24 protein-coding genes are annotated in these 23,983 nt (G+C 55.1%); 16 read left to right on the top strand and 8 right to left on the bottom strand.

From position 1 onward, the window contains the following. Positions 1 to 80: 80 nt before the first annotated feature. From FIV00_RS22640 to FIV00_RS22630, 3 genes are all read left to right on the top strand, one after another. Positions 81 to 422, top strand: coding sequence for a response regulator (locus FIV00_RS22640; protein WP_152502879.1), 342 nt, complete (start codon positions 81 to 83; stop codon positions 420 to 422). Positions 423 to 673: 251 nt separating this feature from the next. Beyond that, positions 674 to 1,387: a Crp/Fnr family transcriptional regulator gene (locus FIV00_RS22635; RefSeq protein WP_152502878.1), complete on the top strand. Its 714-nt coding sequence runs from the start codon at positions 674 to 676 to the stop codon at positions 1,385 to 1,387. Between the two features lie 124 nt (positions 1,388 to 1,511). Then, positions 1,512 to 2,594 (top strand): MerR family transcriptional regulator, encoded by a 1,083-nt coding sequence (locus FIV00_RS22630; protein WP_152502877.1) that lies wholly within the window; start codon positions 1,512 to 1,514, stop codon positions 2,592 to 2,594. 48 nt (positions 2,595 to 2,642) lie between these two features. On the opposite strand, the gene hemN is transcribed toward FIV00_RS22630, so the two are convergent. Then, a complete protein-coding gene (gene hemN, locus FIV00_RS22625; protein WP_152502876.1) occupies positions 2,643 to 4,007 on the bottom strand; it encodes an oxygen-independent coproporphyrinogen III oxidase in 1,365 nt (454 codons plus the stop codon). A 102-nt stretch (positions 4,008 to 4,109) separates the two neighbouring features. Here hemN and FIV00_RS22620 point away from each other — a divergent pair, with 102 nt between their 5' ends. Together FIV00_RS22620 and FIV00_RS22615 are read left to right on the top strand one after the other, a co-directional pair. Then, complete coding sequence (locus FIV00_RS22620) at positions 4,110 to 4,850, top strand: glutathione S-transferase family protein (protein ID WP_247649438.1); 741 nt, start codon at positions 4,110 to 4,112, stop codon at positions 4,848 to 4,850. A 112-nt stretch (positions 4,851 to 4,962) separates the two neighbouring features. Continuing rightward, positions 4,963 to 6,012: an AbrB family transcriptional regulator gene (locus FIV00_RS22615; protein WP_152502874.1), complete on the top strand. Its 1,050-nt coding sequence runs from the start codon at positions 4,963 to 4,965 to the stop codon at positions 6,010 to 6,012. A 132-nt stretch (positions 6,013 to 6,144) separates the two neighbouring features. Here the strand turns inward: FIV00_RS22615 and FIV00_RS22610 are convergent, their stop codons facing one another. The 4 genes from FIV00_RS22610 to glyA all read right to left on the bottom strand — a co-directional run bounded on the left by FIV00_RS22610 (position 6,145) and on the right by glyA (position 11,468). Further along, the gene (locus tag FIV00_RS22610) at positions 6,145 to 8,472 is read right to left on the bottom strand and encodes a methyl-accepting chemotaxis protein (protein WP_152502873.1); all 2,328 of its coding nucleotides are present in this window, start codon (positions 8,470 to 8,472) and stop codon (positions 6,145 to 6,147) included. Between the two features lie 35 nt (positions 8,473 to 8,507). After that, the gene (locus FIV00_RS22605; RefSeq protein ID WP_152502872.1) at positions 8,508 to 8,876 is read right to left on the bottom strand and encodes a response regulator transcription factor; all 369 of its coding nucleotides are present in this window, start codon (positions 8,874 to 8,876) and stop codon (positions 8,508 to 8,510) included. A 34-nt stretch (positions 8,877 to 8,910) separates the two neighbouring features. Beyond that, on the bottom strand, positions 8,911 to 10,044 hold the full coding sequence (locus FIV00_RS22600; RefSeq protein WP_152502871.1) for a nitrogen regulation protein NR(II): 1,134 nt from the start codon (positions 10,042 to 10,044) through the stop codon (positions 8,911 to 8,913). Between the two features lie 101 nt (positions 10,045 to 10,145). After that, positions 10,146 to 11,468, bottom strand: coding sequence for a serine hydroxymethyltransferase (gene glyA, locus FIV00_RS22595; protein ID WP_152502870.1), 1,323 nt, complete (start codon positions 11,466 to 11,468; stop codon positions 10,146 to 10,148). A 104-nt stretch (positions 11,469 to 11,572) separates the two neighbouring features. Here glyA and FIV00_RS22590 point away from each other — a divergent pair, with 104 nt between their 5' ends. Beyond that, entirely contained in the window at positions 11,573 to 12,466 is an 894-nt protein-coding gene (locus tag FIV00_RS22590) for a LysR family transcriptional regulator (protein ID WP_152502869.1), read from the top strand. A 24-nt stretch (positions 12,467 to 12,490) separates the two neighbouring features. On the opposite strand, the gene FIV00_RS22585 is transcribed toward FIV00_RS22590, so the two are convergent. Then, positions 12,491 to 13,384, bottom strand: coding sequence for a DMT family transporter (locus tag FIV00_RS22585; RefSeq protein WP_247649437.1), 894 nt, complete (start codon positions 13,382 to 13,384; stop codon positions 12,491 to 12,493). Positions 13,385 to 13,743: 359 nt separating this feature from the next. Between FIV00_RS22585 and ccoN the strand changes: the two genes are divergently transcribed. From ccoN to FIV00_RS22540, 9 genes are all read left to right on the top strand, one after another. Then, positions 13,744 to 15,399, top strand: coding sequence for a cytochrome-c oxidase, cbb3-type subunit I (ccoN, locus tag FIV00_RS22580; protein ID WP_152502868.1), 1,656 nt, complete (start codon positions 13,744 to 13,746; stop codon positions 15,397 to 15,399). Between the two features lie 13 nt (positions 15,400 to 15,412). Next, a complete protein-coding gene (gene ccoO / locus FIV00_RS22575; RefSeq protein ID WP_152502867.1) occupies positions 15,413 to 16,147 on the top strand; it encodes a cytochrome-c oxidase, cbb3-type subunit II in 735 nt (244 codons plus the stop codon). 5 nt (positions 16,148 to 16,152) lie between these two features. Next, complete coding sequence (locus tag FIV00_RS22570; protein WP_152502866.1) at positions 16,153 to 16,308, top strand: cbb3-type cytochrome c oxidase subunit 3; 156 nt, start codon at positions 16,153 to 16,155, stop codon at positions 16,306 to 16,308. A gap of 3 nt (positions 16,309 to 16,311) precedes the next feature. Further along, a complete protein-coding gene (ccoP, locus tag FIV00_RS22565) occupies positions 16,312 to 17,190 on the top strand; it encodes a cytochrome-c oxidase, cbb3-type subunit III (RefSeq protein WP_152502865.1) in 879 nt (292 codons plus the stop codon). Positions 17,191 to 17,379: 189 nt separating this feature from the next. Beyond that, positions 17,380 to 18,843, top strand: a complete 1,464-nt coding sequence (gene ccoG / locus FIV00_RS22560) for a cytochrome c oxidase accessory protein CcoG (RefSeq protein WP_173006107.1) — start codon at positions 17,380 to 17,382, stop codon at positions 18,841 to 18,843. 7 nt (positions 18,844 to 18,850) lie between these two features. After that, positions 18,851 to 19,366: a FixH family protein gene (locus FIV00_RS22555; protein WP_209006667.1), complete on the top strand. Its 516-nt coding sequence runs from the start codon at positions 18,851 to 18,853 to the stop codon at positions 19,364 to 19,366. Positions 19,367 to 19,376: 10 nt separating this feature from the next. Further along, positions 19,377 to 21,626 (top strand): heavy metal translocating P-type ATPase, encoded by a 2,250-nt coding sequence (locus FIV00_RS22550; protein WP_152502864.1) that lies wholly within the window; start codon positions 19,377 to 19,379, stop codon positions 21,624 to 21,626. Positions 21,627 to 21,631: 5 nt separating this feature from the next. Then, positions 21,632 to 21,781: a cbb3-type cytochrome oxidase assembly protein CcoS gene (gene ccoS, locus FIV00_RS22545; RefSeq protein WP_152502863.1), complete on the top strand. Its 150-nt coding sequence runs from the start codon at positions 21,632 to 21,634 to the stop codon at positions 21,779 to 21,781. Positions 21,782 to 21,867: 86 nt separating this feature from the next. After that, positions 21,868 to 22,536, top strand: a complete 669-nt coding sequence (locus tag FIV00_RS22540; protein ID WP_152502862.1) for a class I SAM-dependent methyltransferase — start codon at positions 21,868 to 21,870, stop codon at positions 22,534 to 22,536. 35 nt (positions 22,537 to 22,571) lie between these two features. Here FIV00_RS22540 and FIV00_RS29885 read toward each other — a convergent pair whose 3' ends face one another. Continuing rightward, positions 22,572 to 22,721 carry a hypothetical protein gene (locus FIV00_RS29885; RefSeq protein WP_173006106.1) on the bottom strand — a complete coding sequence of 50 codons (150 nt, stop codon included), beginning with the start codon at positions 22,719 to 22,721 and terminating at the stop codon, positions 22,572 to 22,574. 359 nt (positions 22,722 to 23,080) lie between these two features. Between FIV00_RS29885 and FIV00_RS22535 the strand changes: the two genes are divergently transcribed. After that, entirely contained in the window at positions 23,081 to 23,566 is a 486-nt protein-coding gene (locus FIV00_RS22535; RefSeq protein WP_247649435.1) for a response regulator, read from the top strand. Positions 23,567 to 23,601: 35 nt separating this feature from the next. On the opposite strand, the gene FIV00_RS22530 is transcribed toward FIV00_RS22535, so the two are convergent. Then, positions 23,602 to 23,826 (bottom strand): hypothetical protein, encoded by a 225-nt coding sequence (locus FIV00_RS22530; protein WP_152502860.1) that lies wholly within the window; start codon positions 23,824 to 23,826, stop codon positions 23,602 to 23,604. Positions 23,827 to 23,983: the final 157 nt, after the last annotated feature.

The raw sequence follows: 23,983 nt of genomic DNA, 5'->3' as shown, positions 1-23,983 counted from the left end.
TGCGTACATCCCGAGCGGTAAAATTGGAGTATCTGTAAGGCAAGGTCAGGTAATTGTGCCCGACTATAGGATTGCAGTACGTGGTTGTTCATATTGTAGAGGATGATGAAGCGGTTGCAGATGCGCTTGCCATGGCGCTCGAAGATCTCGACCATCGTCCTAGAACATATCCAGACGGCGAGACATTTCTCGCCCGGGCGCGCATCGCGACGGACGACTGGGTCTTTGTTGACCTTGGACTTCCGGGCAGAAGCGGTGCAGACGTGATCCGCGACCTGTTGGATTCCGGACAGCCTCCCAACATTGTAGCCATTTCCGGAAAATCCCGAACCAATCTTCTGCGTCAGCTTCGAGAGTTGCCAGACCTGAAAGTTTTGCGCAAACCGCTGTCGATCGAGATGATTTCGGACGCAATGGGATAAGAAAAAGTCCTTATCCAGCGACAAAAAATCGCGCGTCTTTTCATCTCATATGTAGTTCCTCTTACGCAGTCGACCGAATTTCGTCCCTCTACTTCTGTCTCTAAAGTTTACTCATGCAAACGGCGAGCGTCGGACGGGGCGCTTGCATCAGCAACGGGGCAGTTTGGGGTTCGGACGATTGGATCCCCTCACAGGAAAGCACCTGCTGGTTTGCGGATCAGATCCGGGCATTTCTGCTCGAAGGAGGGAAAATGGCATATTTCGACGCAAGCAACCCGAGCCAAGGTGCATCTTTCGCGCACAGCGCCGCACCGGTCTTTTCTTCGGAAACATCCTCCTTCTCGGCCTTTGGTGCAAAGGCAGCGCAGTATGACACCCATTCAGTGGTCTACTACGAGGGCGACCCGAGCAAACGGCTCTATGAACTCGTCAAAGGGTCGGTGATGCTCTACAAGCTCCTGCCCGACGGTCGGCGTCAGGTCGTGGAAGTGCTGCGTCCTGGTGATATTTTTGGCCTGGCGGGTGGTGACGAGTATGATTGCACCGCCGAAACACTTACCGAAGCCGAAGTCAACGAAATCGACCTGAAGCAGGTCGAGCGCTCCAACGAACTGCAACGCACCCTCAGCACCTGCCTGACAAATCAGATGCGCGTTCTTCACGAACATGCCGTGCTCCTCGGGCGCAAGTCGGCGGTTGAACGTGTCGCCAGTTTCTTGATGCACCTTGTTCCCGCTCGTGGCGGTATCGGATGCGTTGGACCTGACAATGAAGAACAAGACGGATTTGATCTTCATCTTCATATGACCCGGCAGGAAATCGCAGATTATCTCGGACTGACCATCGAGACAGTCAGTCGTGTCGTGTCCGACCTGAAACGCCGTGGTGTCATCAGGGTCGACAAGGCAGACAAGATCCATCTGAACAAAGTTTGCAGCCTTTGTCAGATGACTGGCATGCACTAGCTCCCACTCGGCATGTTCCTCCCTGGGGCTGCGGTTTCCGCAGCCTTCTTTTTTTGTTTTTTTGAAATAATGACTTGAGCCGAACCTACGGTCATAGCTTAGGGAGCCTGTTCAGGAGGTTCCCATGGATAAGACAAGCCCTCAGGACGTATTGTTGACAGCGGCAGAGTGCGCCGCACGAACCGGAATTTCGGTGAGAACTCTCCGGGTCTACGAAGCAAATGGTCTTCTGTCACCTGTTCGATCTCAAAAGAACTGGAGGCTTTACAGTTCTGGCGACATAGCCAGGCTGAACGAAATCCTGAGCTTGAAACAGCTTGGCCTCAGTCTGTCGGCCATTGCCGAGATCCTGGAAGGGCGAATGACGGATGTCGGCCATCTGTTGGACATTCAAAAAACAATTCTGACTGCCCGACAGGAACAGGCTGAACGCGGACTTCGTCTCGTTGCCCAGCTTCAATCCAAGAGCCTGGCTGGAGAAGGTTTGTCGATGGGTGATCTCCTTGACTTGGCAAAGGAGACTAAAATGAACGAAGCAGCAGATGAATATGCCTGGAAGCGATATGACCAGGCGCGTCCCCGGACGGAAATCGAACCCGATCGGGACAACCTGCAGGCATGTGCTGGCGAATACCGCTTTGAAGACGGTATTGCAATCAGGATCACATCAACCGGCAATGGACTGCGTGGAGAGTTGCTTGGACAACCGGAGTTTGACCTCTTTGCGGAAGCGCCAGACAGGTTCTTTCTGAAAGTGACACCGGCACAGTTCACGTTTTCAAGAGATGAAGAAGGTGAGGTTGAGGGGTTGGTCCTGCACCAGGGTGGCTTCGAAATGAAAGCTGAAAAGTGCGCCGAAGGTGTCTTTGCCGCGACGAAAGCCGACCTTGAGGACAGAATTCGGAACAAGACGCCTTTTGCCGGCGGTGAACAGAAACTGCGTCGGCTGATTGGTGAACATCGCGAGGGAAAACCGGACTATGTCGAGATGACGCCCGTTTTGAGGTCACTCGTTGAAGAACAATTACCGGTCGTGGTCAAAGAGCTTGAGCGTCTTGGCCCGATGAGATCGATCGAGTTTCGCGGTGTTGGGGTTGATGGCTTCGACATTTACATCGTCGAGTTCGAGAACGGGCGAATGGAATGGGGCATGTCTCAGTGCCCTGATGAGACGCTCAACGGCCTCTTTATGCGACCGGTCCCTTAAGTCCAACGTGAAAGAAGAGCCCGGAGTGTCCGGGCTTTTCACGAAAACTCAGATGGCTGCAGAATGTCGTGCCTTGCCCTCTGCAAGGTAAGCGTCGAAGGCGGCTGCCGCGAGCCTGACATAGGGGCGACCCGCATCCGTTACTTCGACCTTGGCACTATCGTTTGCTCCAAGATCCAGTCGAACAAGACCATCCCTTGCAAGGTCCTGAAGTGCGTCGATTGCGTCCGAAAGATCATGTGTCGACAGGCCGAATGCATTGCAGGCCGGCTTGAGATCGCAGGAATAGTTGGTCATCAACTCTTCAATGATGTGACCGCGCAGCCGGTCGTCGGCGGACAGCGCAAGTCCCTTCGACACCGGCAGCTTGCCGGCTTCAACATTGCGGCGCCAGTTGCCGACATCCGGCATGTTCTGAATGTATCCGTTCGACACCTTGCCGATGGAAGATACACCAAAGCCGATCAGTTGCTCGCCCTGGTCCGTTGTGTAACCCTGAAAATTCCGTTTGAGCGATCCATCCATCAGCGCGATAGCCATGCTGTCATCCGCTCGTGCGAAATGATCGAGTCCAATGGCAACGTAACCGGCTTTCAGCAGTTCGGCTCTCGCCAGATCTGCCAATTCGATCCGTTCAGCAGCTGTCGGCAGGGTGCTTTCGTCGATCAGCTTCTGGTGCTTGCGCATCCAGGGCACGTGGGCATAGCCGAACAGCGCGATGCGACCCGGTGCCAGCGCAAGGGTTTTTTCAACCGTATCAAGGATGGTTTCACGGGACTGGCCGGGCAGCCCATACATCAGATCGAAATTGAGGTCGTCTAGACCGGCTGCACGGAGATTTGCTGTCGCGCGCTCGACAACCTCAAAGGGTTGAACTCTGCCGATCGCTTTTTGCACATCCGGATCGAAATCCTGAACGCCAAGGCTGGTTCGATTGATGCCGATCGCTGCCAGGGTCTCCGCCAGACCGGCAGATACGAGACGCGGGTCCAGTTCGATTGCGTGTTCCACGTCGGGAGCGAAATTGAACATCACCCGCAACAATGCCGTCAGCTCCACAAGGCTTTCCCTTGGAAGCAAGCTCGGGGTTCCGCCGCCCCAATGTATGTGCCTGACAGGGCCGGCATTTTGCAGTTGAGCGCCGACAAGAGAAATTTCCTTGCCCAATGTCGTTGCATAGGCCTTCAGCGGCGCATCTTGACGGGTTGCTTTGGTGTGGCACCCGCAATAATGACAGAGCTCCCGGCAAAACGGTACATGCAGGTAAAGCGAGAGCGAGTCGGCCGGTGTGACCGCCTGGAGCCAATCTGAATAGGTCTCTGCCGACACGCCATCGTGAAAATGCGGCGCGGTCGGGTAGCTGGTGTAGCGCGGTACATTGCGCAGTGCGTAGGAAAGCGGATCTTTCATCATGGTTCATGTTTCTGATATTTCGCTGGCCCTTTCCTTGATCTTGCTCAAGCGTACGACTGAAGTCAGGCCTGATTTAGCAGGGAGGGGTGTTGCTTGACCGAAATGCCCACATCATCCAACCCAAATCGCCCCGATCAACCCGTCGCCGGCACCTACCGCCTCCACGGATCTCCAGACAGTGCCAATCTGGTTGTGCGCCTTATGCTGGAGGAAATTGAAACGCCTTATCAATATGTTCCGGTCGACCGGCTCCGGTCTGAGCAGAACTCCGCAGCCTATTTGAAACTCAACCCGCAAGGTCTCATTCCGGTGTTGGAAGTGCCGGGGCAGGATGCCCCCTTATTTGAAACTGGCGCTATTCTCCTTCATCTTGTGGACGCACACGGACACCTCGGTCCGGCTGTCGATTCTTCGGAGCGGGGACGGTTTTTGAAATGGCTTTTCTTCATTTCCAATACACTTCATTCCGAACTGCGCATTTCATTCAAGCCGTACAAATATGTTGCAGAAGGAAAAGCGGCCGATGACCTGTCGGAAGGTCTCATTGGGCAAATTGCCCGGAGTTTCGAATTGCTGGATCGGGAAATCTCGGCAAGTGGCGGTCCCTATCTCATGGGGCAGGATCTGACCTGTCTGGATCTTTATGCAGCCTGCTGCGCGCGCTGGGCGCAGATCTATCGCAACGAGGGCAAATGGGCTCCACTCGGCACGCCAAACCTTAGAAGAATGATCGAGAAGCTGGAGGAACGTCCTGCAGTGAACCGAGCTTGCAGTCTCGAAGGTATCAGGGGTATGCCCTTCAGCGAACCTAAGCCCGTGACTTTGCCCGGCACGACGGCCTAAGTCTCGTCATTTGGTCTTCTACCATTCAGGTTATGTTGATTGAAGCAATCAAGCATGCCAAAGCTGATGGACGGTTCTATAGGGTATCTTCCCTATCAGAAAACGGTTGCTCATGAATTCGATGTCTATCGAGTCGATCTTCGGCCGCGTTCTCCTCACGGTACTGGTTGCCGCACTCGGAGGAACTGCGTTTTATCTTATGGACCTTCCGGCCGCGTGGCTTTCCGGCGCGATGGTTTTTGTTGCGCTTGCAACGCTGGCCGGTGCGCCAACACTGCTGCCCGACAAACTTCGTGACACGCTCTTTGTCCTGATCGGCCTGTCAATGGGAGCTGGTGTCCGTCCCGATGTTCTGGAACGGATAGGAGAATGGCCGGTTTCCATGGCCTTGCTGGTTGTTGTCGTGGTCAGCGTGACGCTGGCCGGATATGTCGTGCTGCATTTTGGTGCGAAGTGGTCACGTGACACGGCTTTTTTCGGCGCCATTCCGGGCGCACTGAACTACGTGATTGCGTTGGCGACGGAGCGTGGTGCGGACTTGCCACGCATCGCATCCAGTCAGTCTCTCCGCCTTTTTGTGTTGGTCGCAATATTGCCCTTTGCCGTCGTGACATCGAATGGTGAGCCGACAGGGGAGGGAATGTCGGTCATTGTTTCCACCCCTCTGGAAATCCTTTTGGGTCTGCCATTGTGTCTGGTGGCTAGTTTCCTGGCCGTAAAGCTTCGGGTGCCCGGCGGTTGGATGACCGGTGCCTTTTTCATGAGCGCGGCGCTCAACGCAACCGGACTGCTAACCGTTGCCTTACCTGAGTTCGTTGTTCTTCCCTGCTTTGTCATGATGGGAGCGATGATCGGCTGCCGCTTCGCCAACATGACATTCCGTCAGTTCATGAGCGTGCTGGGCGCTTCGATCGCCGCGTTTTGCGCTGCTTTTCTAACGTCGATCGCCGGAGCGCTGCTTCTGTCGGAAATGGCCGGCATACCTTTTGGCCAGGCGCTTCTCGCCTATGCGCCCGGCGGACTTGAGGTCATGACACTGCTGGCGTTCATGCTCGATCTCGACCCGGCCTTTGTCGCTGCGCATCAGATTGTGCGCTTCACGAGCATGGTTCTCTTGCTGCCGCTGATAACCGTTCTTGTCCTGGGCAGGCGGCCGACCTGACGTTTCAAAGAAGCAAAGAGTGAAATCGCAGCCTTGTCTGAAAAGAGTGTTCCAAGATTGCACGTCGCCCGACATGGCCAAGAAAAAAGGGCCGTTTTGCAACGGCCCTTTTGATTTGCGAAGCGATCAGTCTCAAGCAGCTGTGCGCAAACTGAGTTGTTCCAGCTGGAACTTGATATCGGCAATATGATCCAGCTTCAGCGGGAACTGAAGTGTGGTGCCTTGATCGTCCGTTACGGAGACCCGTGCCTTGACGGGCTCTTTCAGCCACTCCGTCTCAAACACGACGGGTGTTCCGGCCGGGCAATCGAGTTTGACGTCGATCAAGCAATTGGCTGAAGAGATGCGAACACATTTTGCGGTCATCTGGTTGTCTCCAACGCTCAGATTGGCAGCCCAGTCGACACTATAGATCCGATAGGTCTCGTCATCGGACCGGTTTCCGATCGCGCCGAGGAAAGTTTCGACCTCAGAGCCCAGAAGCACAGCTTCGTCATAGACAACGGAGCTTCCTCTTTTGACAAGAAGTGAGGAAGAGGCGCAGTTTTCAGCGTTGTCCCGCATGACCGATACGCTATCGCGCACCCTCATGGCATTGCTCGACACGGTTTCCATGCTCTGCGCAATTTCCGAAGTCGCGCTTTGCTGTTGCGAAACCGACGCCGCGATGCTGTTGGCAACTTCGCTGATTTCCTGAACAGTCTCGTAAATTTCGCTCATGTGCTGTTCGGCGCCCTGGGCAGTGCGCTGAACGGCACCAACCTGATTGCCGATTTCGCCTGTGGCGCGGGCGGTCTGTGCGGCGAGCTCCTTGACTTCGGAGGCAACCACCGCAAATCCCTTACCCGCTTCACCTGCACGCGCCGCTTCAATCGTCGCATTCAAGGCCAGGAGGTTGGTCTGGTCAGCAATTTCGCGAATGAGATCAACAACACTTGTGATCTGATCTGCTGCGCTGACGAGCTCGGCAAAATTCGAGCGGGTTTCTTCCGCCTTTCCGGACGCCTTCGTGGCGATTTCCGCCGAGTGGTCTGCGTTTCGCTGAATTTCCTGAATGGAGGAAATCAGTTCTTCAGCGGCTGACGAAACGGTTGCGACCATTCCGGAAGTTTCCGAAGCATCCTGATCAAGTGTCAAAGCCTGAGACGTTGAATGATCTGCATTCTGGGTCAAGTCTTCGGCGGTCGTGGACATTTCGGTGGAGGATTCGGACATGCGTTTGAAGATGCCGCGAATGGTGTTGCCGAAGATCCCGACCATCTGGTCGAGTTCATCCCTGCGCCGTTGCGAAGTTTCGCGATCTTTATCCTGCTCTTCGCGCATTCTGTGACGCTCAATCAGACCGTCCCGGAATACGATGACTGAACGGGTCATTTCTGCGACTTCGTCCTTGCCACGCGGTTCAGCAACAGGTGTGTCGAGCTTGTTTTCAGAAAGGTCATGCATGGTTTCCGAAAGCTGAACGATGGGGCGGCTGATCATGCGACCGAGAACAACGGCGGCTGAAAGGCCGAGCACCAGTCCAATCAACGTTCCTGCAATCGAAAACAGAATTGCGCTGGATGTCTGCGCGTGAACCAGGTCTTCGATCTTGTGTTCGGCCTCGACTGCAAAGTTTTTGATCATTTCCAGATCATCGGTGATGATCTTCGCCTCAGACAGCATGACGTCCGTTTCAAGACGTTTGATGTCCCGATCAAGTGTACGGTAGTCGCTCAGAGCAGCAACGTAGACTTCAATCTGTTGAACAGCGTCGTCCACGAGTGCCTTGTCTTCACCTTTCAGCGCCGCCATGGAGTCGCTGGTTAGATCTTTCTTCACACGCTCGATTTCTGCGAGGGCATAGTCCAGTTCGCTTTCATCGTGTGAATAGACATATCGGTTGGCATGATCGCGGGCGATCAGCAGGTGAACGGTGGCATCCGTGACGAGATCAAGAGTTTCGCTCGGGGTCCCGCTTGCGAGCTCGCCTTCCAGTTTGTGTTTGAAGACCGTCAAGATTTCCGACTGAAGCTTGTCTCCAGTTTTGTGGAGCTGTGTGTCCACGATAACGCGCTGCTGTTCACGCTCCTCGGCGAGTTTCTGAAAGTTTTCCCAATAGATCTCGATATGCTTTTTCGCATCCTTGAGGCGCTCAACCTCTTCCGGAACATGCAATTTCTTGAGCTTTCCCTCGATCAGTTGAGCGAGTTGCGAGTGTGCAGTGTCAACCCTGTCCAGGTTCTCATGTGTCGGATTGGTGACGTAATTTATCGCCGAGATTTCCATCTCTGAAAACCCTTGCGTGATGTCCGCGGCGGCAGCAAGCGCATTGCCATGCTCTGAGAATTCGGAGAATTCATGATCGAGCGTTTGGAACATCAAGGCGGACTTTCCACCGAGAAAGAGCATCACAACGAGTAATGCGCCGAAGGCAAGCAGAAGCTTCTGCGTAAGCCGCATATTGTAAAACCAGGCCACGATTACCCCTCCGAAAGCGTGGTTGAATGTCTTGATCAGCTCGAGGTGAGATCGCGCACTGTGTCGATCAGAACTTCGTTTGTGAAAGGCTTCTTCAGAACTGCGTCGGCCTGCGAAGACGGAAGATGAAGTGCTTCCTTTGCAGGAATGCCTGCGCCCCCGCCTGACATGGCGACCACCTTCGGCCCTGCCGGTGCAGACTTGAGCGCAAACACGACATCTGTGCCGTCTGTTGCGGGCATCATGATATCCGTGATCACGAGGTCGAATGTCCGGCTTGAAGCGATCTCGAGACCTTTTTGACCGTCCTCGGCCTCGACAACTTCATGCCCAGCTTTACGCAAGGTAGCCGCAATCGCGTGGCGAACCGGCTGCATATCGTCAATCAGCAGAATTTGACACACGGTATTCCCCTCCAAGTACTACCTATAAACAACCTTACGTAATGTTGGGCAGATCTAAAGTAAACATACAACCATATCCACGTCCGTCTGGTTGTATTAAGCCCTCACTAAGATGAATTATTCCACCAATATTATTAATAATTTGCAAAGCGACAGGAAGACCAAGTCCGGAACTATTTTTACTTAGACTTTTTGAGTAAAATGGTTTGAATATTTTATCCCTATCAGACTTTTCGATGCCTGGCCCATTATCGGAAATGGAAATCTGGAGTCTGGTGTTTTCAGTTTTCTTGAGTTCTATACGTATTATCCCTAGATGCTTTGTCGCTTGGGACGCGTTGGTGATGATATTGATTAATACTTGTGCAAACAGAGTTTCATTGATGGGTATAGCCAGATCTGCTGGAACGTTCCGAAAGTCGGACTGAATACTGACAGTTGTCGGCAACATGAGCTGCACCAGTGAGATTGTACGGACCAGCGCGTCAGGAAGCTGAGTCGAATCGGCACTGTCTTGAAATTCCCCGCGTGAGAGCCCGAGCAGATTGTTTGAGAGGTCTGCAGCCTGGTGCGCGCTATAACGTGCCATATCCAGGTCAGCCCTGATCGTGGGGTCGGGGATGTCAGGCAAATGAAGAGAAATCAGGCTCTCTATGGGATGCAGCAGATTGTTCAATTGATGGGCGAGTGCGCCTGACGCAGTCCCAAGCGTTTCTAGCCGGTTCTGTGTCTTTTCGCTTTCTTCTCTAAGTCGTTCCTGGGTGATGTCGCGCTGAATGCCCAAATAGGCGGAAAGTTGTTCGGATTTGTCGAAGATAGGTGCCATGCGCAACGCATTCAGGAATGGCTCCCCGTCTTTCCTGTAATTCAGCAGAACGATGTCGATTGGTTTCTGCTCTTCGATGGCCTTTCGAATTCTGGCAACGTCATCCCTGTTGGTATTCTCGCCCTGAAGAAACCTGCAGTTCCGTCCAAGTGCTTCGTCTGAGCCATAGCCGGTTGTCTGCGTAAATGCCGGGTTCACATAGGTGAGTGGCAGATCGGGCTGGGTTACATCTGAAACGCTGATGGTGTCTGGCGAACCTTCAAGGATCGACTTTAGGAGATCCGGGGCTCCTTTGATCAGGTGCCCCAGGGCTGCGTATCCGTCGTTGCTAGAGTCCGGCATATCCGTGTTGCCCCCGATGCACTGAAGAACTTGCAACGCAAAGGGTATTCACAGACTGGACAAAACGGAAGGCACTTGATGGTTCAAGTCCACGGTCTGGATTACGTCAGCACATAGTGCAAAGCTCCGAAACTGCCACGCCATTCCGCCACCCGCCCGGCCATTGCTTTCGGATCGTTTGATCGCAGAGCCTCGGCTATCAGGTGCGCCAGCTGCGGCATATGGGTATCGTCCATGCCCCAGCGCACCAGTTCGGGTGTGCCGATTCTCAGGCCGTTCATGTCACCGGCAACATTCGCGACAGGCAATCCGATGCCGCACGCCAGAAAGCCGGCCTTGCGAAGTTTCTTGGATGCAGTCTGCCCGCCACCAAAAGGAGCCGCCTCAAGTGCGAATTGATGTGACGCGGTAAAGCCATTGCCGGTCTTGAAGACCGGCATGCCTTCTTCGGCAAGCGCTGCGGCAAGCGCCTGCGCGGTGTCCGTCACTTTCCGGGCATAGGCAGTCCCGAATTCGCGCCAGTCCAGCAATGTAATCGCCAGCGCTGCAGACTTTGCCACGTCGAAATTGGCCGTCATGCCCGGGAACGCGATTGCATCAAGCCTCTGAGCCAGGTCCGCCTCGTTCGTGACGATCAGTCCACCGGCAGGGCCACCAAGGCTTTTGTAGGTGCTCATAGTCATGAGGTGAGCCCCTTCAGAAAGCGGATCGGCAAATACACCACCGGCAATCATTCCACATTGATGTGCTGCATCGAACAGGACCAGGGCACCGACTTCGTCTGCTATCTCCCGAATGTCCGCAACGGGATGTGGAAAGAGGTTCAGGCTCATCCCGATGGTAATGAGGTTCGGTTGCTTTTCCCGGGCAAGCTGCCTCAAACCGTCAATGTCGATTGTGTAGCCGTCTGCATCAACCGGGGCTGTATGAATTTCGAGACCGTAGAGACCGGCGCATCCCGGTTGGTGGTGGGTCACGTGGCCACCGACCGATGCCGGTGGAGCGATAATGACATCGCCCGGACGCGTGGTGGCCATGAAGGCGTAAAGATTGGCCATGGCCCCGGAAGCGACGCGGATTTCGGCATGGCTCGATCTGAAAACTTCGCAGGCCAGTGCGCTAGCCAGCACCTCTATCTCTTCTATTGCTTCAAGACCCATCTCATATTTGTCACCTGGATATCCAAGCGACGGCCTGGAACCGAGACCGCTTGCCAACAGAGCTTCGGCCCGTGGGTTCATGACATTGGTTGCAGGATTGAGATTGAAACAATCCTTTTCGTGGATTGTCCGGTTTTCTTCGGCCAAGTTTTCGATGCGTGAGACGATTTGCTGCGAAGTCAGTTTCCTGGAAGCGTCCGTGATCCCGTCGATCCGTGAAACGACTTCTTCGGGCAACCAGGGATGTGTGTCACGTGCACTCATGTCTCAACTCCAGTTTCTCGTCTCTATCAGATTGCATCGAGACCTTGCTTTTAGACAAACTAGATTTTAGAAATTTAAGGGCTAGAAAAAATAGGCCTTAGACTATGTCAGTTGCCCCTCCGGTGCCCCGGCTGCCGTCTCTCAACGCGTTGCGGGCGTTCGAAGCTTCCGCAAGGTTGGGCGGGTTCTCCCAGGCAGCACAGGAACTGAATGTGTTGCCGGGAGCCGTTGCGGCCCTGGTCAAGAAATTGGAAGAAGATATCGGGGCACCGCTTTTTGAACGCCGTGCACGGGGCGTGCGTTTGACACCGCTTGGCGAAAGAGCACTACCCGGTTTTGTCGCCGTTTTTGACAGTCTGGGTCAGACCGTACGTGACCTTCGACGAGAAGCAGCGCCGCGCAAGGTTCACATCGCCGCATTGCCGGCGCTCGCGGAACTCTGGTTGGCACCCCGTCTCCCCGCGGTCCGGGCGAAGCACCCGGACATGGATATTTCCGTGACGGCTCTGGAGGTTCCGCCGAACCTCAAGCGTGTTCCGTTCGATTTATGCCTTTTTTATGCGGACGCGGCAGACCGTGGGGCAACTGTCATTTCGTCAGATGAGCTGCTGCCTGTGTGCACTCCGGAAATTGCCGCGACGCTTAAGTCACCCATGGATCTCGACAAAGTCACTTGCCTGACTGACAGCGCCTGGTCGGATGACTGGCGCATCTGGGCATCCCGTTCGGTAAACGGTTGGGAGTTTGTTCCCAAAGGCCCCATCTATTCGCTCTACTCCCTCGCTGTTCAGGAAGCTCTCAGCGGTGCCGGCGTTCTTATGGCGCACAAGAGCCTGATTGAGGAACACTTGCGTTCAGGTGATCTGGTGGCTCCGTTTGCAATGTCGGTGCGCCTCGAGAGACCGATGAGCCTGTGGAGCCTTCCGGGAGGGCGAGGCAACAAGGCGGTCGACGATGTCACGCTGGAATTGAAGAGACTGGCAACGCTGAACGATTAAACAAGACCGAACGACGACAGCTGATCACGATTTGCCGCGAACTTTGCCCCCACGCCACAAAATGAACAGTCCCGAACCGACAATGATGCCGCAACCGATCAGCATTTGCGTATCGACTGTTTCTCCAAACCAGACAACACCCAGTAAGACACCGAATAAAAGCCTGGAATAGCGGAAGGGTGCGACCGTGGCGATTTCACCCGTCCGCATCGCCTTCATCAATGCCGTATAGGCAAAGATGCCGAAAAACACGGCGGCCAGAAGGGCGAAAATACTGTTAGGGGGAGGTGCGACAAATACCGGTTGTTCCCAAAGACCAAACAGGAGCCCCGCGATCAGTATGGTCACGAAGCCGTAAAACCCAAGCACATTTGTGCTGAGCGACGCAGGTGCAGCCCGGCTGGCCAGGTCACGTCCGGAAAATCCGAGCATTCCAATGACAGCAAGAAGCGACAGGGGGGTAAACGATCCGCTGTCAGGTTTCAAAACGATAATGACGCCGACAAGGCCGACGAGAATGGCCGTCCAGCGGCGCCAGCCAACCTTCTCGCCGAAGAAAAGGGCTGCGCCCAACACCACAAAAATTGGCGTCGCCTGCAGAATGACGGTTGTGGCCGAGAGCGGAGTGAGGGCAAGAGCGAGAATATAAAACAATCGTCCGACAAGCTCAAAACCAAACCGCACCTGCATTACCGGCGATATGACTTCGCGCCTGAATACGTGCTCGCGATTAAAGGCCGCCAGCGCCCAGAAAGCCAATGCGCCGCCGAGGCCAAACAAGACAAGAATTTCGCTGACAGGAAGCTGAAGCGCAGCCTGCTTTACAAAAGCATCCTCCAGTGCGAACGCCGCCATGGCGGCGATCATCCAGAGGCTGCCGGCAAGATTCGGCGGCAAGGGCGTTCTGTTCTCGTGCATCGACGGCAAGAAGCATGTCCTGGTTTGGCGGCGTCGGCGGCATTTTAACCAGCGCCGACGTGAGGAAGGGCAGTGACGAAGTAGCACAGCTTCCTGGTGGGCGCGCTGAAAATTCGTGTTTCAGGGACGAAAGTGGTCGGCAATTCCTGATTGGAAAGAGGGCAAATTATTGCGCTTTGCGGGGCCTGAACCAGGAGCTGCGACATTGTGCCGGTCAGGTGCGACAACCTGCACTCAACCTTTTGTCTAGAGGGACTGTATGACCCCATTGATATGAATCAACGCGGCTCGGGAAAGTCGTGTGCATGGTCGTGCCATCGTTGGCACCTTGTATGGATTCTAAGGACTGGGGCGCTGAAATGGCACAAAATAAGGCCAAAATGATCTCGCTCGAGGAAGGCGGTTTTGCGATCTTCCTCGTGGTGCTTGCTTTTGTCTGCTTGATCGTAGCGGGCAAGACATTTGATCAGGTCATGGCATTTCACGCTGGCATCGGCACTTTGTTTGCCGCTGTGGGCGTGTTTTTTATCTTCAAGAACTACTTCGACGACGGCGGGGAACCGATCCCGGCTGAAATCGACGGAAAACCGAACTACAACATGGGACCGGTCAAATTCGGGACCATCGCAGCAATGTTCTGGGGACTGGCCGGCTTTACGGTCGGGCTCGTGATCGCGTTGCAGCTGGCATGGCCAGCGCTGAATTTCGATCTTCCCTGGACCAATTTCGGGCGCTTGCGTCCCTTGCACACCTCAGCCGTGATTTTCGCCTTTGGCGGCAACGTGCTGCTGGCCACGTCAATGTATGTGGTGCAAAGAACCAGCCGGGCTCGCATGCCGGGCAGGATCCTGCCCTGGTTCGTTATTCTCGGCTACAACGCTTTCATCGTTATTGCCGGCACTGGATACCTTCTGGGCGTGACCCAGAGTAAGGAATACGCGGAACCGGAATGGTATGCCGATCTGTGGCTGACCATTGTCTGGGTCTTCTATCTGTTCCTGTTCCTCGGCACGCTCTGGAAGCGGAAAGAGCCGCATATCTATGTGGCCAACTGGTTCTATCTGGCGTTCATCGTCACGATTGCCATGCTTCACATCACCAACAACCTGACGATACCGGTGTCGATCTATTCGACAAAGTCCTACATCGTCTGGTCGGGTGTACAGGATGCAATGGTTCAATGGTGGTACGGCCACAACGCGGTCGGGTTCTTCCTGACAGCCGGCTTCCTGGCCATCATGTACTACTTCATTCCGAAGCAGGCTGACCGGCCGGTCTATTCTTACCGCCTGTCGATTGTCCACTTCTGGGCGCTGATCTTCCTCTACATCTGGGCTGGTCCGCACCACCTGCACTACACGGCTCTGCCGCAATGGGCTTCGACCCTGGGTGCAACCTTCTCCATCATCCTGTGGATGCCGTCCTGGGGTGGCATGATCAACGGTCTGATGACCCTGTCGGGTGCCTGGGACAAGCTGAGAACCGATCCGGTTCTGCGTATGATGGTTGTCTCGGTTGCATTCTACGGCATGTCGACCTTTGAAGGTCCGTTGATGAGCCTGCGCTCGGTCAATTCACTGTCGCATTACACCGACTGGACCATTGGCCACGTGCATTCCGGTGCTCTCGGCTGGGTGGGTTACATCTCCTTCGGCGCGATTTACTGCCTCGTTCCCTGGCTGTGGAACAAGAAGCAGCTCTATTCGCTGAAGCTGGTGAACTGGCACTTCTGGCTGTCGACGCTCGGTATCGTTCTCTACATCACCGCGATGTGGGTGTCCGGTATCATGCAGGGCCTGATGTGGCGGGCATATGACAGCCTCGGCTTCCTTGAATACTCGTTCGTGGAAACCGTGGAAGCAATGCATCCGTTCTACATCATCCGTGCTCTCGGTGGTGCGCTGTTCGTGCTCGGCGCCGTGATCATGGCCTACAATCTCTGGATGACCGTCCGTCATGGCGAGGCTGAAGAAGCCGACGCTGCGCCGGCTGGCTCCCTGGCTCCGGCCGAATAAGGGAGGGACAAAAATGTCTGCATGGAAAAAACACGAAGTCTTTGAGAAGAACTCCTTTGTTCTGCTGATAGGCATTCTGGTGGCGGTCGCCATCGGCGGTCTGGTCGAGATTGCACCGCTCTTCTACCTGAAGAGCACAATCGAGAAGACAGTTGGAATGCGGCCCTATACGCCGCTCGAGCTCAAGGGGCGCGACATCTATATCCGTGAAGGGTGTTACCTTTGCCACTCGCAGATGGTGCGCCCGATGCGGGATGAAATGGAGCGCTACGGTCATTTCTCGCTGGCGGCGGAGTCAATGTATGACCATCCGTTCCAGTGGGGGTCCAAACGCACAGGCCCGGACCTTGCCCGCGTTGGCGGCAAGTATTCCGACGCCTGGCACACGGAGCACCTGATCAACCCACGGTCTCTGGTTCCCGCGTCAATCATGCCCGGCTACCCGTTCCTGGCGGAAAACAAGCTGGACACGCGTGACACTCAATCGGCCCTGACGGTCAACAGCATCGTTGGTGTGCCTTACACCGAAGAGCAGATTGAGAACGCAGCCAGCGATCTGATGGGACAGGCTCGGCCGGACACGGATGCAGCTTATGCATTCGAGGAGCGTTGGCCGACGGCTCAGATCCGCGACTTCGATGGCAATCCCGACGCCGTCACCGAGATGGACGCTCTCGTCGCCTATCTCCAGGTGCTCGGCACGATGGTGGACTTCTCCATCTACGACAACAAGGCAAACTCGAGGTAAGGGCGATGAACGAAACGTATACCGCTTTCGCAGGCTTCGCACAGACCTGGGGCCTACTCTACTTCATGATCCTGTTTGGCATCGTCCTGGCCTATGCGTTGTGGCCAAAGAACCGCAAAAAGTTCGACGATGCAGCTCAGATCCCGTTTCGGGAGGATTGATTGATGGCTGACGCACACAACAAGGAAGTCGACCAGGTTTCCGGGGTCGAGACCACCGGCCACGAGTGGGATGGCCTGAAAGAACTGAACAATCCCTTGCCGAGATGGTGGCTGTATCTCTTTTACGTCACCATCGCCTGGGCGGTTGTTTACTGGATCCTCTATCCGGCTTGGCCGTTGGTATCCAGCTACACGAAAGGTGTCCTCGGCGCTAACCAGCGCATGGAAGCGATCGCCGCTTATGATCAAGGTATTGCCGATCGGTCCGAGTTTGCCGACAAGATTGTCGCCACCTCGCTACAGGACATTTCGGCTGATCAGGAGATGCTGCAATTTGCGTTGGCAAACGGTCAGGCTGCCTTCGGCGACAACTGTGCACCTTGCCACGGCAGTGGCGGTACCGGTGCTGAGGGCTATCCGAACCTTCAGGATGATACCTGGCTTTGGGGCGGTACGCTGGATGACATCCACACCACCTTGCTCCATGGCATCCGGACCACCAACGACGACACCCGCTTCGGTGACATGCCGGCCTACGGTCGCGACGAACTTCTGAGCAAGGACGAGATCAATCAGGTCTCGAACTTCGTTGCGTCCAAAGCCGGACTTGATACGGACGAAGGTGTTGATCTGGCCGCTGGGCAGACACTCTACGAAGACAATTGCGCAGCGTGTCATGGCGACAACCTGGAAGGAATTCAGGAAGTCGGTGCACCGAGCTTGATGTCGGCCAATTACCTTTATGGCAAATCGCTTGATGCCATCAAGGCGCAGGTCACGAACCCAAGGAACGGCGTGATGCCGGCATGGTCGGATCGTCTCGATCCGGCGACCATCAAGTCGTTGACCGTTTACGTCCACTCCTTCGGTGGTGGTCAGTAAATCTGTCAGGCCGGACCTGTAATTCACAGGACTGATGCGACAAAAACGCCAGAAGGCCTGAATGATTTGATCCGGCGCAAAGTGTGACGCTTTGCGCCGGTTTATTTTGAAATCCGGATGCTAAAGATCATGAGCATCTGAAAGTTCAGATCCTATTGGGGCAGGATCGCGTTTAAGAGGACGGGCGGCATGTCTACGGACACCGAAACGCATGAAGGCTCGCAATCCGAAGAATGGTTTGCGTCAGCCAAAAAGATCTATCCCATGGCGACCCACGGTCTGTTTCGCAGAATCAAGTGGGCACTGCTTTTCATTACTCTGGGCATCTACTACTTCCTGCCTTTCATTCGCTATGACAGGGGGCCGAACGCACCCGGCCAGGCTGTCCTGGTCGATATGGAGCATCGGCGGGCCTACTTTTTCTTCATCGAGATCTGGCCGCAGGAAGTCTACTACCTCACGGGTCTGCTCATTATCGCTGCAGTGACCTTGTTCTTGATGAACGCTGTCGCAGGCCGGATCTGGTGCGGCTATCTGTGTCCTCAGACGGTCTGGACGGATCTGTTCCTGTGGGTTGAGCGAAAGGTAGAGGGCGACCGGCGTGAGCGGATCGCGCTCGACAAACAGCCCTGGACCGCCGGAAAGGTTGGCAAAAGGGCTACAAAACATTTCTTCTGGCTGATGATCGCCTGGTGGACGGGTGGAGCCTGGGTTCTTTACTTCAACGATGCCCCGACGCTGGTCTGGCAGTTGCTGACGTTCCAGGCACCCATGATCGCGTATATCTGGATCGGGATCCTGACCACCACGACCTATCTGTTGGCAGGTTTTATGCGGGAACAGGTGTGCATTTATATGTGCCCCTGGCCACGTATTCAGGCTGCACTGACCGATGAAAAAGCGCTCAACGTTACCTATCGCTGGGACCGCGGTGAACCGCGCGGGTCCCTGAAGCAAAACAAGAAATTGGTTGATCAGGGGCTTCCGGCAGGTGATTGCATCGACTGCTACCAGTGTTTTCAGGTCTGCCCGACCGGGGTCGATATTCGCAAAGGCATGCAGCTAGATTGCATTCAGTGCGGTCTCTGTATCGACGCGTGCGACAACATCATGACGAAGATAGGAAAGCCTACGGGCCTGATCGCTTATGATACTGACGAAAACATTGAACGCCGGATCGAAGGCAAGGAGCCGGTCTACGAGATTGTCCGGGTCCGGACGGTTATTTACGCAGCAGTCATAGCACTGGTTGGCGCAATCATGCTGTTCGTGCTGCTCAACCGTGATTTCGCCGATATCAGCGTTCTGCACGACAGAAATCCGATCTTTGTGGAACAGTCCGACGGATCTGTGCGCAATGGTTATACGGTTCGTCTTTCGAACAAACGCCGCCACGAGCGCCACTTCATGCTTCATGTGGAGGGCATGCCGCCCGAAACGCTTGTTGAGGCTGTAGGTGTCGACGAAACCTTTGCCGGCCGGCCCTTCATCGAAGTTGGTCCGGACACCACACGGGAAGTTCGGATATTGGTGACATCGTCACCCTCTGAGGACATGCCTCATTCGACACCTGTCGTCTTTCGGATCACGGAAAGCGTGATGGGTGAGGTTGTGACCGCCAAAGACACGTTCAAAGCCCCGGGAAATCCTTGAGGAGATAATGATGACCATGGTTCAGTCGAACATGAAGGATCCAAAGGCCATCACCGGCAAAACGGTGCTGGCTTGGTTGATAGGATTTTTTGGCGTTATTTTCACGGCCAATGCGATCTTTCTTTACCTCGCTTTCGGTTCATTCCCGGGGGTGGTCGTAGAAAGTTCCTATGAGGCCGGACAGGCCTACAATCGGGAAATTGCGGCTGCAAAGGCCCAGGAAGAATTGCGCTGGCAGGTGACCAACGAAGTTACGCGGACGACAGGTGCAGGTGCCAAGGTTCAGGTTACGGCGTTGGATGCGAAGGGCACGCCTCTTTATGGTGTGGATGTCAAAGCCGCGTTGCGGCGACCGGCTCAAGGGGAGGGGGATGTGGAACTCTTCCTGAATGCAGATGGCGGCGGCAGGTATACGGCAGACGTTTCTGACCTGCCCGCGGGCAACTGGAACCTGGTGTTGGTAATCGAGCAGGACGGTAAGCGGATGTTCAAATCCGAAAACCGGATTTTCCTGACGGATTGAGGCGACGGTTTTGACGGTTCATCAGCGCGATTGGCAGGCCTTTGTCACCCCGGGAAAGGACGGCGCGGTTCATATGGACCTCGCCGTCGACGGCATCACCTGTGCTGCCTGCATGGGCGAAATTGAGCGCGGTCTGCATCGTCTTCCCGGAATTCGCAATGCGCGGGTCAACCTGACCAGCCAGCGTCTCGCGGTCGATTGGGTTCAGGATGAAACCGGAGCCGATGAGATAGTCGCCGAGTTGGAGCGCCTCGGCTATGCGGCGCATCCCTTCGATCCGGCAAGTCAACGCGAACGCCAGGACAAAACCGGCAAGCAGTTGTTGCGTTGCCTGGCGGTCGCGGGCTTCGCCGGCATGAACATCATGCTGCTGTCCGTTTCCGTCTGGTCCGGAAACGCAACTGACATAACCCCGGAAACGCGCGATTTTTTCCACTGGTTGTCAGCATTGATTGCCTTGCCGACCGTTGCCTATTCGGGCCGTCCATTTGTGAAAAGCGCGTTCAAGGCGCTCGCTGCCGGGCGGTTGAATATGGACGTGCCAATAGTGATCGGTGTTTTTCTTGCGGTTGCGCTTTCAGTCGTGCAAACGATCCAGCATCATCATCATGCCTATTTTGAATCTGCGGTGATGTTGCTCTTCTTCTTGTTGATCGGTCGTTATCTCGACCACAACATGCGCGGGCGCACGCGGTCCTTCGCTGAGAACATCGCTGCATTGAAGGCTGAAGTCGCAGCCCGGATCAATCCGGATGGCACCGTCCGCGAGGTTCCGCTTTCCAAGATCGAGACTGGTGACCTGGTCATGGTCTCCGGCGGTGAACGTGTCCCTGTCGACGGAGTTGTGGAAACGGGCGCTTCGGAAATCGACCAGAGCCTCGTGACGGGGGAAAGCGTACTTGTTCCCGTAAATCCCGGGCAGCGTGTTTATGCGGGTACCTTGAACGGGGCAGGAGCCTTGCAGGTGCGTGTTGAGGCAGCGTCCGGTGCGACGCTCCTGGATGAGGTCAATCGGCTTCTTGAAACCGCATCACAGGCAAAGTCGAAGTATGTGCGCGTTGCGGATCGAGCAGCCCGGCTTTATGCACCGCTTGTGCATGGCGCAGCTGCCATCACTTTCCTTGGGTGGCTGCTTGCGGGACTGGCGTGGCAACCCGCGCTTGTGATTTCCATTTCGGTTCTGATCATCACCTGTCCCTGTGCACTCGGGCTTGCGGTGCCCGCGGTCCAGGTCGTTGCCTCAGGACAGTTGTTTCGATGCGGTGTCCTTTTGAATTCAAGCGATGCGATCGAACGTCTGGCTGACATTGATACCATCTTGTTCGACAAGACAGGCACCTTGACACTGGCTGAACCGGAACTGTGCAGTGAAATAGACACAGAAGACGACACTGTGCTTCTTGCCGGCCGGCTTGCTCTGGCCAGCCGGCACCCTTTGTCAGCAGCACTGGTCAAGGCAACGGGCGCAATCACACCGCTTGCTGAAGTGACTGAGGTTTCTGGCGCAGGACTGGAAACAGAGGTTGCCGGCAAGACGCTCCGGCTCGGCAGCCCGATGTTCTGTGGTGCGTCTCACCAGCAGATCGAGCAAGCCTTGTCCGAGACGCCCGGTGCATCGCTTCTTGCAATCCGCCACGGTGATGCGCCGGTTCGGCTTTTGACCTTCCGTCAGAGCCTGCGGCCTGATGCGCGCGCCGTCATTGATCAGCTGAAGGCGGATGGGTTCGCGCTAGAGATTGTCTCAGGTGACACGGAGCCGGCCGTCGCCGACTGCGCACGGGCTCTTGATGTGGAGGCCTGGCAGGCAGGCATGAAACCTGCCAGCAAGATTGCCCGGTTGGAAGCACTTCAAGCTGAAGGCAGGAACGTGCTGATGGTGGGGGATGGCCTCAACGATGCGCCAGCATTGGCGGGCGCAAATGTGTCGCTGTCTCCGGTCTCTGCGGTGCATTTGAGCCAGGCTGCTGCGGACGCGGTCTTTCTGGGCGAAAAGCTGCAGCCCGTTGCGGATGCGCTGCGTCTTTCAAAGAGAGCCCGAGCGGCGATCGAGCAGAACCTTTGGATATCTGTAGTCTACAACATCATTGCCGTACCGATCGCCGTTGCCGGCTTCGTGACACCGCTTATGGCCGCTGTCGCCATGTCTGCGTCTTCGTTGGCAGTGACGGCAAATGCGCTGAAACTGCGCTTCGGTGAGACCGCCAATTCACGTGAACCAGTGCCGGTTCGCAAGTCCCAAGACCAGCTGGCAAAGGGATAACGCTCATGGATGTGCTCATTTTCCTGATCCCGATAGCCTTGTTCTTGGGGGCGCTTGGCTTGGGCGCATTTCTTTGGTCTCTCAAGAGCGGCCAGTATGACGATCTGGAAGGTGCAAAATGGCGCATTCTGGACGATGACGATCTGCCCGACTGAACGGCGCTCTATTTGATAGCGTGAGCTTGTACTGACGACTACACTGCTAAGACTTGGTGCTAACGGCCAGCCTTGGGATGTTGTGCGTGGGAAAGTTTCCCGAAGAAAACAAACCCGGTTACGCGGTCTATTCTCGAAGAACTCTCGCGCTCTACGACGCATTGGTTCTGGGGTTTTCCAACCGTTTCATCTGGCGCTGTCCAAGCAGGCATCTCATTGGACATCACGTGGCCAACTTGTCGGCTCGCCATCTTGATATCGGCGTCGGAACTGGCTTCTTCCTCGACAAGGCCAGGTTTCCTGCAAAGTCACCGCAAATTACTCTGCTTGATCCAAACAGAGAGTGTCTTGAAAGCGCGTCGGAACGCATCAGCAGGTACAAGCCGAAATCCGTTCATGCTGATGCAATGGTGCCATTACCCGACGCTCTTGGTCACTTCGACAGTATCGGCTTGAACTATCTTCTGCATTGCCTGCCGGGCTGCATGGCTCGAAAGTCGGTTGTCTTCGATCACCTGAAACCCCATCTTTCCGAAAGGGGAACAGTCTTTGGATCAACCATCTTGCAAGTCGCAAATCCGCGCCCTCTGCTCGCGCGCAAGCTCATGAGCATTTATAATACAAGAGGCGTGTTTGCGAACGCTGACGACACTCTGGAAGCATTGCGAGCGGAACTCTCTGCGCGGTTCGCCGAGGTGTCCATTGAGATGATTGGATGTGTTGCCTTGTTTACTGCCAGATTTGCAAAAACCTGATGGGCAAGTTGCTGGTTAAATGCGAGTCCGCTGGCCTAGGCCAATGCGTTTGACATCGCCATGCCTGCTGCCAGCAATACCAGCGCGACACCGGCAATCAGTAAGAGATTCTCGCGCTGAAAAGATCTCTGACGCACATCAACGTCCGGTTGCTCGGCAGCAAACGTTTCTTCGTTTTGGAACATTTCTTGTTGCAAAGGCATATGACGGACAACCGGTAGAATGTATGTTTAAGGCTTTGACGATACAGCGTTACCATGACGCTCAGAATTGAATCTCGCGTTAAACCGATAGGCGACAAAAGATTAATGTGGCGCAACATTACCGAGAGATGAAACCGTCCTTTTGCATCCAAACGGTTTTGTAAACGCCTTGCCAATCCATGCAGGCACTTTGGCCACTGCAATTCATAGCAAGACAGTCACAAGCCTCTGGCTAACTCATTGTTCAGACTTTCATGTCAACACTGTCAGGAAACATGGAGGACTAGGTGAGCCTGGATCTTGCCTCGCTGACATTTTTGTTGGTCGAAGACAGTGCATATATGCGGACGATCCTGCGCACGATGCTGCAGGGTTTTGGCGCGCGCCGAATTGTCGAGGCTGAGGACGGTGCTTCCGGCCTCGAGGCGATGGACCGCGCCAATCCGGATATCTTGATCCTGGATTGGGTCATGCCCATTCTGGACGGCGCCGATATGGTTCGCATGATCCGCAGTCCCAACAATCCGTTTGCTTATATCCCGATAATCATGGTGACGGCGCATACGGAACGCAGCCGGATCGTTGAAGCACGCCGGCTTGGCGTGCATGAGCTTTTGTCCAAACCGATTTCTGCGAAGTCTCTGTATCAGCGCGTCTCGAGCGTCATATTGCATCCGCGTGACTTCATCAAAACCGCCACCTACTTCGGTCCTGCACCGCGGGAAATCCGCAATCGCCAGAAAATCTGGCAGGGAGGACCTGGTCAGCCACAAGGCCAACCACCGGGCCAGGATGGTCCAGTCGAAAACGTTACCGCAATCGGTTGATTTTCAGGATATTTGTGCCGCCAACCTGGCTACGGTTAAGCGGCAGCGCCGGCTCTTGCCGTCTGGTACGTCTCACCGCTTTGTGCAACGACAGAACTTCTGTCTTCCACTGCATCGGCAAATTGGGCCAGCACATCAAGATCAACAGTATAGTGGTCCAGAAGGAACTGAGACAGAACGTCAATGGGGAGGTGCTGATAGCCCTCGATGGCTGACATCAGAGCTTCTAAAGTGTCCAGCCGTTCACGCAGCTTGATCATGATTTCTCGCTTAGGTGATTTTCATACACACTGGAGATTTATGGTTAATAGTGCGTAAATCTGGCGAGTGCAAGTGCACGTCTAAGTATGCTTGGTGTAATCGGGAGCCGTCCACAATCTTTTGTGGTAGTTCAATCAATTTCGCAGGAATGTCTGC

Source organism: Labrenzia sp. THAF82, from assembly GCF_009363435.1.
In the GTDB taxonomy this organism is placed as follows: domain Bacteria; phylum Pseudomonadota; class Alphaproteobacteria; order Rhizobiales; family Stappiaceae; genus Roseibium; species Roseibium porphyridii.
This window is presented reverse-complemented; position numbering and strand designations above follow the sequence as displayed.